Origin of the sequence: Cohnella abietis (assembly GCF_004295585.1) — a bacterium.
Taxonomy (GTDB): Bacteria; Bacillota; Bacilli; order Paenibacillales; family Paenibacillaceae; genus Cohnella; species Cohnella abietis.
The window spans coordinates 1,998,293-2,010,689 of the sequence record NZ_AP019400.1 but is presented as its reverse complement, the minus strand read 5'-3'; the positions used below and the strand labels follow the sequence as shown (position 1 = coordinate 2,010,689).

Sequence of the window (12,397 nt, the reverse complement as noted above, 5' to 3'; positions counted from 1 at the left end):
CGGAGCGACCTACGAACTCTTTATCCCTAGTTTCGGCTTACTGACTTGATGTAGCACACGGACATCTTTGCCTTTGCTCTTAAGCCGATCGACAATCTTGTCCAAGGTTTTGGCGGCCGTGTGGTCCCAGACGTGAGTAGCTGTTAGATCTAGGCACACTTTATCGTTATCGTCATTAAAGTCGATTCGGTCAAGGAGTGTATCGCTGGAGACGAAGAATAGCTGCCCCCGCACTCTGTATATTTTCTCGTCTCCGTCAAGCTCTTCGTGAATTTCGAGCTGAGTGGCGGAACGGTAAGCATAAACAAGCACGCTCAGGATAACTCCGACAATAACACCGATCGCCAAGTCGCGGGTCACAACAACGATTGCTACTGTGATAAGCATAATTGCAGTGTGGGCTACCGGCTTGCTGCGAATATTTCGGAAATAATTCCAGTCAAAAATTTCAATGCACACCATCATCATAACGCCAACTAGCGCCGCAATCGGAATACTGTTCAACACATCATCCAGCACGAATACCAGTATAAACAGCACTAAACCAGCAACTAAAGTAGAGAGCCTTCCCCGCCCTCCGACCTTAACGTTAATAGCGGATTCCGCAATCAGCGCACAGCCAGCCATTCCACCGAAGAAGCCTGTAACTGTATTGGCTATACCTTGTCCCCTCATCTCCTTGTCCTTGCTTGTTTTCTCCTCCGTCATCTCATCAATAATCGTTTGCGTCAGAAGCGTTTCTGAATATCCGACGATAGCCAGAGATAGAGAGGTCGGCAGTAAAATCCACAGCGTATCCAGCGTGAAGGGGATGCTAGGAATGTGCAGGAACGGGATTGTAGGCTCGATATTAGCTAGACTGCCTACCGTGCTTAAATTCAACTGCATAAATACGACGACAATAGTCATAAATGCGACCGCAACCAAAGGTGAAGGCACAGCTTTAGTGAATTTCGGTAAAATATATATAATAGCTAAAGTCGCGGCGACCATAGCGTACATCATCCATGACTGACCCTCGAAATAGCGAAGCTGTGAAACAAAAATAAGAATGGCCAGCGAATTGATGAATCCAGTAATGACGGAGTGCGGCACAAAGCTCATCCATCTCCCCATCTTCAGCAATCCCATTCCAAGCTGAATGACCCCTGTAAGGATGGTAGCTGCGAACAGGTACTCTACGCCATGCTGTGCGACAAGTGCCGTCATTAATACAGCCATAGATCCCGCAGTCGAAGAAACCATCGCCGGTCTTCCACCAAATATAGAAATTAGCACTAGTATGCTAATCGTCGAATAGATGCTAATCATGGGATTTACACCCGCGATAAAAGCAAATGCCAGCGAATCCGGAATTAATGCTAGTACAGTCGTGATTCCTGCTAACACGTCTGCTCGTACGTTAGAAAACCAATTAAATCGTATTCGTTCAAGCATGGTCCTGCTCCTTCTCTAGCTGCTTTAAATGCCTATAAATGCACTTGTTGATGATACCCCGGATTGCAGCATCCGTCTACCTTACTGATTACACTAAACTTCTATAAAAAAGAAAGCCGCCTCGCTCAGCGAACTGAGGAAACGGCATTATTGAAATTATTCAGAAGCTTTGCTTTCATTCGTCTTAGCAGCAGGCTTAGCCTTGCGCTTAAGGTGGTTCTGATAAGATGCGTCAAGCAAGCGGTTCATACCGTCGGCGAACTCTTCATCAGAATTTGATTTATCTATCTTCGAATCGGGAAACCGGATATCTTTAATTTCCCAATTGTTCGTTGCAAGATTATGCTTGAAGCCTTTGGCTAGTAGAAATTTGCGTCTGTTGTCTGTATACTCAGGCGCTTTCAGCTCAACCGGCTCAGGCTCTGACGGCTCTATCGTTTCTACAGGCTTCACTGCAGCAGGCTTAATGCCACGAGCTTCGTCGGCTTTAAGCTTCTCATGCTCAGCAAGTGAAATCGGTCGCTCAGGCTTGTTTCCTTTAAGCCAATCAAGATCATGACGCATCCTCGTATTAATAACATAATACGATTTTCCTTTAATATTTTCTTTAGGGATTTCGTCATGTAGCTCAGGACGGTTCTTGAACCCCTCGACCACGCGCTTGATTTGCTCCTTCTCTACCGCAATCGGAACAACCTCGTTCCCAGGCATATATACATCGCACATGACTTGTTTGAACAGAAATTCTCCAAGCTCAGAATCGAAATAGTTCGTAAAGCTTACGGCTATTTCTTTTTTATTAATCGTAATCGTTTGATTCAAAGGTAATCCTCCTCGAGACTGAAACGCGTTAACTCTTATTATATCCCATAATAGGCGAAAGAGCAGTAGCTACTGTATCATCACGAAGAAAAAGAGTCAACAAATAGGAACGAAATAAAAACAAGCTTATATTCCCGCGCCTCAGAACTGAGCATTGGATTCCTTTTTGCTCGCTTTTGCTGTTTTATGCACTTTAGCATCCACTAGCTGGTAGCTAATCTGAGACACTCCATCAAGGAGCCTTAGATCATCCAGAAGCTGAGGGATTTTTTTGAATTTTTCGACTTTTAGCTTTAGATTAAGCTGCAGCAAGGGCTCTTCTTTATCCTGTTTAATTGAATCCGCTGTTATGCTGATTATGGCTGCGCCATAATGCTCTATTTTCCCCATTACCAGCTGCAATTGCCCTGAAGAGTCCTTCATTGTGAGCTTGGCTTCTATTATTTTTCTTTTCCGTGTGAAGAGCTTCTCAAGCTTATTCAAAAAAAACAAATTGATCAGCACTAGAGAGGCAGTTAACAAAGCACCATAGTAGAAGCCCGCTCCTACAGCCAAACCAAGTGCTGCAACTACCCAAAGAGAAGCAGCCGTCGTCAAGCCTGAGATCGACATACCTGTACGAAGGATCGTCCCTGCTCCCAAGAACCCGATCCCACTAATCACTTGTGCAGCTAACCTCGCGGGATCCATTCGTACATTAGCTTCATAAGCAAACTGGCTAAACCCGTAAATAGATAAAAGCATAATTAAAGCAGAGCCAAGGCACACGAGAATGTGGGTGCGGAAACCTGCCGCATGGTCTCCCCACTCTCTCTCAAGTCCAATTAAACCGCCGATAACTAGAGCACATACGATTCGAATTGTAAGCTCGACATGGCTAATTTCCCAAATACCAGGAGTAATTGTCATAGTCAGCCTCAATCTTCCAACGGACTGCTTATTCTTTTACCTTTTTCAAAATAAACAATTTCCTTATACCCGGTTTGCTTCGCTAAAACGATAGCCTCATCCAGCAGAGTGCCTATATCATCAGGATAATGAGAATCGGAGCTGAGAGTTATCGGTACTCCATGCTCATATAATTTACTTAAGAAGGTTGGGCTTGGGCACATTTCCTTAACCGGATAACGATAAGCTAGTCCCGTATTAATTTCCGACGCCACATTTGCCTTTTTCAAAGCTGCAGCTACATCATCATACAGACCAATCATCGCTTGCTCATCCGGTCTATAATTAAACACCTTCAAATTATCAAGATGGGCAATGATATCGAACAAACCCGAGTTTGCCGCGCTTTTCACATGCTCAAATAAATGTTTGTACAGATCAAGCAAATCCTTGCTCTCATAAGTCTCTTTAGTCTCAGGGTTATCGAAGCCCCAGCCATTTAGAAAATGAACGCTCCCAATAACATAATCCAGCTCATACTTATCAAGTAATTCCTTAAGCTCCGCTTCCCCGCCTGGGAAATAATCGGCTTCTACACCAATGGATAACGGATAGCCTTTAGCCTGCATTTTCCGTGCGGCATTTAGGAAATCATCAATTGAACCAATTCGAACCCTGTCGTACCAATACCTCTGTAATCGCCCGAGCTCGCTATCATCCATCAAAATATATTTCTCGTAATAATCGCGGAATTCATCAAACCGGTACAAATGGTCTACCATGCCGAATCGTTGAATGCCCTTCTTCTGCCCTTGCACGAAATAAGCTTCCAGCCACCTCTCTGAGAAACAGCCTTCTTCTAACCGTAGCTTCAACCGATCTAAAGTATGCTCCATCCAAGGCAAGGTATTTCGTTCACTGCTTGTTTTCATTTCTTGCGGTACGATTTCTAATGCTCTTGCTGTTCTTTGCAGCCAGCCGAAGGAGTAAGGTCCTTCCTCTAGGTGGAAATGAAAATCAACTTTCACTACTAGTCCTCCTTATCTGCGATGAGTATTGTAATATCTCTATCCTTCATATATTGTTTCCATTCATCAGTGCATTGACTATCCGATATAACAGTATAGACATCATCCAATGAGCAAATATTGGCGAATGTAGCCTTACCGAACTTAGTTGAATCAGCCAGAAAAATAGTTTCATCTGCCCGATCCATCATTTTCCGTGAAATCGTTGCTTCCGAAAGCTCATAATCCGTAATGCCGTCTAACAATGAAACTCCACCAGCGGAAATAAACGTTTTATTCACTCTCAATTGGTTTAACATCATATCTGAAAGTGGCCCTGATGTCGTCTGCTGGTGCTTATTCACTTCTCCGCCTATAAATATAATACGTCCCGGAAAAATCTCCATAGCGAGCAGCATCGCCGGAGCAGAGTGTGTAACAATAGTAACGTCTTTGTGAGTCGCTAAATTCCGGATAATCTCCATTGTTGTCGTGCCGTTGCCAAGCATGACGGTGTCCCCATTATTGATCATGGATGCCGCATATTTACCGATTGCCGCCTTTTCGTTCGCATTGATTAAGGTTTTCTGATCAAAAGGGAGCTCTAAAGAATCCGCCCTAACTTTGATTGCTCCCCCATAAATCTTCTTCAGCTTTCCTTCGCTATCCAAACGCTCTAAATCACGTCTGATCGTTTCAGTAGACACATTGAACTCATCGGCAAGGATAACAACCTCAACCTTGCCTTCCCTGCTCAAGTACTCTAATATTTTTTTCTTTCTCTTCTCAAATGACAGCGACATAAGCTTCACCCTATTTTTGGCTTTATGTTGTATTATATCTCCACAGGAAAATTATAAGCGCTTACAAACAACTTAGTCAACATAAAACCAAAAATTTATCTTCTATTTATTTGTTTTATGTTGAATTTAACATGTATGAAACTACAATCCCACAAAAAGAAACGGACCCAGCAATATTCGCTAGGTCCGCAATTCAACTTATACGGTGTCTATTTATTCATAATCTGCATCAGCGTTGCTAATATCTTTGCAGCTTCCTCACGCGTAGCATTATCCTTAGGAGCAAAGAAAATTCCTGATTGTCCTGCGGATGCTTTACCGCTTATTATTCCTGCTTGCTGCACTGCCTTCAATGCACTTACTGCATAAGCAGGTACTTTACTCTGATCAGAGAAGGATATAGCTTCCACATGATTAGGTAGCTTGAACTTCATAACTGCCGCATAACGCGCAATCATTGTTACTAGCTGCTCACGCGTAACGTAAGCCTTCGGATTGTACAATCCAGAACCAATCCCGCTCGCAATCCCTTGCTCAACTGCCCACTCTACAGACTTGGAATAATAGGCGCCGGTATCCACGTCTGAGAAGCTAGAGCCCGTGTACTTATTAAGATCGGCGCCCGCCATGCGAGCCAGAATAACAGTAATATCCGCACGGGTTATCCGATTCGTCGGAGCAAATTTGTTGTCGCCTACCCCGCCAATAATGTTTCTAGCCGATAGATAAGTAATAAAATCCTTAGCAAAGCTCGAACCTGTATCACCAAAGCTTAGCTTGTTATAGCCCACTGCATATTTGGAGAAATGCTTCACATTAAAGGTTACTTTTCCAGTGGCAGAATCATAAACACCGTTAGGTACCATGATCAACTCACCCAGGTCGGAAATGTAGTAGATCACAATTGCATGTACATCTTCACTAGCTGATGGCGTATATGGTGCACTTACTGTGACCCATCCACCGCCGAAGGTTGTGATCTGCTTCCCGCCTGCCTTAACCGTCAAATCAAATACCGGTTTAGTCCCGATTGCGGCCGCTATGGCATCTTTAGATGCTTGAGAAAGATCCTTGGTGACCAATGAAGCATCCGTTTTCTTGATCGTGATGATTACTTCATCCTTACCCGATGCTGCTAAGACGCTGGAAAGCGCCGTTTTGTCCAAAGTTACCGAGCCAATAGAACCATCTAACGCTACCTCAGATACTTGGCTGGCGATAATTTGAGCTAATGAATCTCCCGCAATGTGGATGTTTGTTTGTGTTGCATCTCCAGTGCCGATTGCTTTTAACTCCAGTATCGCTGTTTTCCCATTTGCCGCTGCCTTGTTCAATGCCTCAAGAATCTCAGCTATTTGCTTAGCTGTGAAAGTGGCTTCCGCTGCTCCTGACTTATCCTTAGTTGCTTTGATTTCTACAACAGCTTTAGTGACCTCACCTGAAGTTACTGGTGGTTTAGGGGTTTCAGTATTCCCATTCCCGCTATTCCCTGTTCCAGGGTTACCCGCCCCGGGACCGCTACCGTTCGTTGCCGCAGTTACCGTTACGTTAGCCTGCGCTTCACCATACCCATCAGCACTCAATGCCGTTATCGTAGCTTTTCCTGCAGATACCGGGGTTACATTTCCATTAACATCAACAGTGGCAACTGCTTTATCAGAAGAAGTCCACGTTACCGTGGCCGCTCCCCCTCCAACCGGTGTGACCGTTGGAATGATCTTCGTTGAAGCATTCCCAACCTTCGTAGAAATTACCTTTTTGTCCAGCTCTACCTTCGTCACATTAAGCTGCAATACCGCTACTGTCCCACCGACCTCATAGGCAACTAACAGCAATGGCAGACCCGTTGGACTGTCGACTGCAGGAATAAAATCAATCCCCTCAGGTCCTGTGTCCGTTCCAAGCACGTTACTGCTATTAAATTCACGAGTATTAATGTAGTTTGCAAAGGTCGCATTAGCTGGATCTGTAACGTCATAAGTCATAATACCGCCGATACGCTCTAAACCGACGAATGCGAAGGTTCTGCTACCGACTTTACCTGTCTTAATATCCTCAGGCTCCGGTCCCTTCTTGGAGCTCCGGCTATCAAGCTCTAGATTATTGTGTCCCGCGTTGAAGTACTGAGCATGACGGTCAGCCGTTATTCTCTCAAAATCACTTCCGCTGTCATAGATTTGAGACCATGTATCAATATCCCAAATTGAGAATGAGCGTCCACCGTACATATAGATACTATCCGTACCCATATCGCTTAGAACCTCGACCTTATCATATATCTTAGCTTTATCCGCTAGGAATTTAGCAGCTTCTGAATCAGGGTCCAGCTTACCCTTAATTGCCCCTACAGTCGTTGCACTTGTTCTCGTAAATGGTTTCTCTACAGGCCATTCCGTAGCATCACCTTCATTAGCCGTGAACAAGTATGTTTTACCGTTAATGGTATGTGTCGCAATACCGTCAGGCATATACATACCTTTGAAAGGTACATTTTCCAGCTTAATTGCGCCATCCTTAACTAAATCTAAGACATTCTTAGTTTGATTGAAATCCTTAAACCCAAGAGATTTAACGGAAACGACGACCTTATTCACAATATCGATCGTAGCGATAGCATTGTTCTCCTGTAAGGACACATAAGCTTTCTTATAATCACCCGACAAAGCAATGTACTCGGGTTCGAAATCACGAATAGCATCCGCCTTCGTGCCTTTCGTTGTAATCATCCCGTCAGCACCCGCCGGTCCGCGAACATGAACATCATCGTCAATAACAGCAGGATTATTGAACTTTACCAAACTAACCGAGTCCGTTACCGTATCTACGATAGTAATAGAGCCCTCAGGATCCACGATGCCATTGCCTGAACCTAAGCGCGGCTCTCCTTCGTCCGCCGTCAGTATATATCTACCGTCCGGTGTTGTCTTGATCATATCTGGTTGTACACCGGCATTGTATGATTTAATCAAGTTTCCTTCATAATCTAAAACAAGAATTTTACCTGGTTTAGAGTAATCCTTCTCCTGAACGGAGACGGAAATCCGCTTCACTGTCGTGTTAATATCAACACTAGTCAAATCTCCGTAAGTGAAATTACCGCCTCTTTCTGACAGTTCCTGAACATTAATACTCTTATCCTTAGTTAAGGTAGAGCTAGTAGTTAAGCTAACAATATCCAAGGTTGGAGGAGTAGTGGAGCCGTTTACCAAATAAAACTTTCCATTATCCTTGTTAAATTTAACGATTTCCGCGACGCCACCGTCCGCATTCGTTGTGCCTACGGAGTATCCACCGATTTTGGTCACGTTAAGTGTATCTACGTAATTAATAACTGCTGGTGATACAGTGAGCGGTAGATCTGCTGTTTTTACGAATGAGGCATTATCCGTCACCGTAACCTTTACCTTTATCGTTCCAGCCTTGCCCTCTGCCGGAATTCCTGTAATCAGACCAGTTGCAGCATCTATCGTGAGTCCTGAAGGTAAACCCGTCGCTGTAAAAGTTAAAGGGGCATTCCCCCCGGTAACCGATACATTAACCAAATAAGGTTGGCCAATCGTTGCCGTTGGCAAGCTAGTTGATGTAATGACGAGATTATCAATGGCTTGAGCTACTGCCAGTGTTAATGCTTTGCTTACGGACACAGATTGGCTATCCGTTACTTGAAGCACAGCCGTTACCGTTCCGGAAGTCCCTACTGAGGGCGAACCAATTATTTTACCATTGCTATAAGATAGACCTGCAGGTAAACCGGATACGCTAATGTCATAAGGCGAATGTCCGCCATATACAGAGCCTGCAACCGAATAGGAATAAGCAGTACCAATCGCTGCCGCAGGTAATGTTATGTTGCTAATACCAAGTGGAACAAACCACGCATTGTCTGCTCCTTTACGGGGCTTAATGCTAGCGAGCAGCGCTGAATTAGCGAGCTTGATCGCATCTTCATAGTTAACAGGAACAAAATCAGCAGCATTGTTATCCGTATCTATGAAATTGACGCGACGGAGTGCTTTCTTCTTAGAAGGGCCTCCATCTCCTTTAGGATAGCTATTGCTATACTGTATTCCCTCGTAGCCGTCAATGTCAGTTTCATTTTTTGTTTCATTCGCAGCTGTTCCTAGCATATCGACATAAGCGGCGGATTTAGTAAGGAATGGATTTTTACCTATCAGATCTGCGCTGTTGCTCGTAAGAACAACCTTAAGACCTTTATTATTAATATATCTGTCACTCCACTGCTTATCGCTTATCGACAAATCGATTTTTGGAGGAGGTGTTGCACCTGTCGGTGCTCCGGTAATGAGATAGGAAGAATGCGCTTTAATGACAGCAGCGGAATCCAGAGTCAGCTTCATCCAATCTCCCGTAGGACCAGAAATGGCATTGCTTCCACGATCCGCATAGTGGATAGACCAACCATTCAAGCTAATATCGATATTCGTAGGATTGTACAATTCAATAAACCCATGTGTAAAATATTCATTACCAATATCTGCAACTAACCCAGCGCCATATACTTGGTTAATGATGACATGGGGAACTGTTACGTCATATACCCCATTCTCATCGTAAGGCGTACCAGGCACTGCAGTTGGCGATGGAGCTGTAGGAGCAGCGGTGGCCGCAGTTCCCGTAAACAGGGTTCCTACTAGTACAGCTACAGATAACAATAGAGACATGCTCTTCTGGCTAAAATGATTCAAGCTTTACACCCCTATTCTAATAGTTTTACTTAGTATAGCGATGCTGCGTAAACTCTGTTGCCTGTGCTGTGTAAAGAGATTGTTAATTATGGTAATGTATATTCTTACAGAGCTATATTTAAGTTGAACTAGTTAATAGGATAGGAGAGAAAATAAGAAGTGAAGCTGGATAACATTACTGTGCTCGATTTTGAGACGAGTGGATTGGATCCCGCCCGCGACCGGGTTATCGAGATGGCTGCCATCCGTTGCTATGGTGGCGAAATCGTCAGCCAATTTAATACGCTTATTCGTTTCGATGGCAATCTCCCCCCTAAAATAACCGAGATTACAGGCATTACCTCTGCGGATCTCGTGAATGGCATGGATGAAGAAACAGCCTTTCGCATTCTGAATCGACTAATTGGTGATAGCACGATTGTCGCTCATAACGCTATGTTTGACCTAAGCTTTCTACACCATACTTTACTGAGACTAGCTAACCGATCCTTTAACAACTCGTTTCTGGATACGCTAACGATCTCACGTGCCCGTCATACATATCCGCATAACTTGAAAGAAATGTGCAATCGCTACGGCATCGAGCTAGAAGGTGCGCACCGCTCCCTCAACGACGTCTATGCCTGCTGGAAGCTGCTTGAGAAGATGAATGAGGAACAAAGCGTGGAGAAAGACTTAAACGTGCTTGGGTACATGAAAAAGTATGGAGTACCCAAATGGTATCCCCAGCATGCGAGCATCGTCCCGATTGAGATTAAATATGCTTAAATACATACTTTCCAGCGCATGAGAAAAGGGACTAACCCTCTAGGTCTGAGAAGACCCTGTGGTTAGTCCCTTTTCTATAGAATAGATAAATTAATATTGCTTAATGAGCTCTAGGAAGGCATGTCCATATTTCGTATATTTCGCGTCCCCGATTCCTTTAACAGCCCGCATGGCATTCTCCGTCCGAGGCATTTGTTGGCACATTTCTCGAAGCGTAGCATCGTGGAAAATAACGAAAGGCGGCATGTTTTCAGCGTCCGCGATTCGTTTACGCAGCTGGCGAAGAGCATTAAATAGCTCGGTATTGGTCACAGCATCTGAGGATGTAGAAGAACCGCTACCATAACGCGATTTACTGCTACGAGTAACAGCTGGAGCCTCCGGTTCTATCCGGCGATGGACGAGTTCTTTTCCTTTCATCACATCCAGTACTTTCTCCGTCAATTGAATGACAGGATAAGCCGTATCCGACATTCGCAAGTAACCATCCGCAACAAAGGCATGAATGAGCTGCGTAAGCTGCTTCTCAGGAATATGTTTCAGCAATCCGTATGTTCTTAGGCGGTCGAAGTTAAACTGCCGGATTTTCGCATCATTTGCGCCACGCAGTACTTTAGCTGTTAAGGTTATTCCGAAGCGTTGCTTCATCTCCGACACGCAAGCGAAAATATACTTCGCTTCCTCCGTGACATCCTTCAGCTCCCGCGAATCTGTACAGTTGGCGCATGTTCCGCATGGCTTACTGTCCTGCTCGCCGAAATAGGTAACGATCGTCTGCTGAAGGCAATCCTCGGTATGCGCGAACTGCACCATCTCATTAAGCAGCCGATAATCGTTCTTTTTCCGTTCCTCGCCTGCCTCGCTTTGATCAATAAAAAACTTCTGCGTTACGACATCCTGCGGAGAGAAGAGCAGCACACACTCCCCCGGATCGCCATCTCTACCAGCGCGACCCGCTTCCTGATAATAAGCCTCCAAATTTTTCGGCATATTGTTGTGAATAACAAATCTGACGTTAGATTTGTCTATCCCCATCCCGAATGCATTCGTAGCCACTATTATTTGCACATCATCCTTCTGAAAGGCATCCTGAGTTTGTGCACGCTCCTCTTCGGGGAGCCCTGCATGATACTTTCCAACAGGTATTTTCAAAGAATGAATGAAAGAAAAAACACTTTCCACCTCGCGGCGGGTTGATGCATATATAATTCCTGCCTGATCGGGATGCGCCTGAATAAACCTAGCTACATAATCACGTTTATCTGCATTACGAACAACGGTTAGCGCCAAGTTATCACGAGCATAACCAGTTGTAACTCTAACAGGCTCGCGCAATCTAAGCCGGCCAACGATGTCATCCTTGACAACATCTGTTGCAGTCGCTGTAAATGCTGCCATAACCGGACGCGGCTCAATGTCGCGCAGCAGGCTCGTTATTGTCATATAGCTCGGACGAAAATCATGTCCCCACTGTGAGACGCAATGCGCTTCATCCACAGCAATGAGCGGTATTTCAAGCTGCCTCACCATCTCGCGGAAGTACTCAGACTCTAGTCTTTCTGGAGCAACATAAAGAAGCTTATAGTGACCTGCCGCCACATGCCTCATTCGCTCGTTCGTTTCTTTTACAGAAAGCGAGCTATTAATGAACGTTGCCTCGATACCCGCCGAATTCAGCGCATCGACCTGATCCTTCATGAGTGAAATGAGCGGCGAGACAACTAAAGTAACCCCTGGCAGTAATATCGCAGGGATTTGATAACAAATTGATTTCCCCGCTCCTGTCGGCATGATGCCTAGAACATCTTTACCTTCAAGAATAGCTTCAATTAATGTATTTTGTCCCGCACGAAACTGGTCATAACCGTAATAAGTACGTAAAGCCTCTATCGCTGCTGAATTCATTTCGACCTCCCTGACAACCCTACATTGGGGCAATTCTCTACTGGTAAAATAGAGCCATTGG

At 44.7% G+C, this 12,397-nt stretch carries 8 protein-coding genes; 1 reads left to right on the top strand and 7 read right to left on the bottom strand.

Annotation, left to right across the window (positions count from 1 at the left end):
* Window positions 1–9: 9 nt before the first annotated feature.
* The 6 genes from KCTCHS21_RS08285 to KCTCHS21_RS08260 form a co-directional block, all read right to left on the bottom strand.
* Window positions 10–1,437 carry a SulP family inorganic anion transporter gene (locus tag KCTCHS21_RS08285; RefSeq protein ID WP_130606689.1) on the bottom strand — a complete coding sequence of 476 codons (1,428 nt, stop codon included), beginning with the start codon at window positions 1,435–1,437 and terminating at the stop codon, window positions 10–12.
* A gap of 156 nt (window positions 1,438–1,593) precedes the next feature.
* The gene (locus KCTCHS21_RS08280; protein ID WP_130606687.1) at window positions 1,594–2,259 is read right to left on the bottom strand and encodes a hypothetical protein; all 666 of its coding nucleotides are present in this window, start codon (window positions 2,257–2,259) and stop codon (window positions 1,594–1,596) included.
* A gap of 141 nt (window positions 2,260–2,400) precedes the next feature.
* Window positions 2,401–3,168, bottom strand: coding sequence for an MgtC/SapB family protein (locus KCTCHS21_RS08275; RefSeq protein WP_130606685.1), 768 nt, complete (start codon window positions 3,166–3,168; stop codon window positions 2,401–2,403).
* 8 nt (window positions 3,169–3,176) lie between these two features.
* Entirely contained in the window at window positions 3,177–4,175 is a 999-nt protein-coding gene (locus KCTCHS21_RS08270; RefSeq protein WP_130606683.1) for a histidinol-phosphatase HisJ family protein, read from the bottom strand.
* A gap of 2 nt (window positions 4,176–4,177) precedes the next feature.
* Window positions 4,178–4,957 carry a DeoR/GlpR family DNA-binding transcription regulator gene (locus KCTCHS21_RS08265; protein WP_130606681.1) on the bottom strand — a complete coding sequence of 260 codons (780 nt, stop codon included), beginning with the start codon at window positions 4,955–4,957 and terminating at the stop codon, window positions 4,178–4,180.
* Window positions 4,958–5,166: 209 nt separating this feature from the next.
* Window positions 5,167–9,663, bottom strand: coding sequence for a choice-of-anchor I family protein (locus tag KCTCHS21_RS08260; protein WP_130606679.1), 4,497 nt, complete (start codon window positions 9,661–9,663; stop codon window positions 5,167–5,169).
* A gap of 159 nt (window positions 9,664–9,822) precedes the next feature.
* Between KCTCHS21_RS08260 and KCTCHS21_RS08255 the strand changes: the two genes are divergently transcribed.
* Window positions 9,823–10,431, top strand: coding sequence for a 3'-5' exonuclease (locus tag KCTCHS21_RS08255; protein WP_130606677.1), 609 nt, complete (start codon window positions 9,823–9,825; stop codon window positions 10,429–10,431).
* A gap of 90 nt (window positions 10,432–10,521) precedes the next feature.
* Here KCTCHS21_RS08255 and recQ read toward each other — a convergent pair whose 3' ends face one another.
* Window positions 10,522–12,336, bottom strand: coding sequence for a DNA helicase RecQ (recQ, locus tag KCTCHS21_RS08250; protein WP_130606675.1), 1,815 nt, complete (start codon window positions 12,334–12,336; stop codon window positions 10,522–10,524).
* Between the last annotated feature and the right edge of the window lie 61 nt (window positions 12,337–12,397).

Bases quoted from the DNA above. Each gene is read 5' to 3' on its own strand.
- KCTCHS21_RS08285 (WP_130606689.1), bottom strand. From the start codon at position 1,437: ATGCTTGAACGAATACGATTTAATTGGTTTTCTAACGTACGAGCAGAC.
- KCTCHS21_RS08275 (WP_130606685.1), bottom strand. From the start codon at position 3,168: ATGACAATTACTCCTGGTATTTGGGAAATTAGCCATGTCGAGCTTACA.
- KCTCHS21_RS08265 (WP_130606681.1), bottom strand. From the start codon at position 4,957: ATGTCGCTGTCATTTGAGAAGAGAAAGAAAAAAATATTAGAGTACTTG.
- recQ (WP_130606675.1), bottom strand. From the start codon at position 12,336: ATGAATTCAGCAGCGATAGAGGCTTTACGTACTTATTACGGTTATGAC.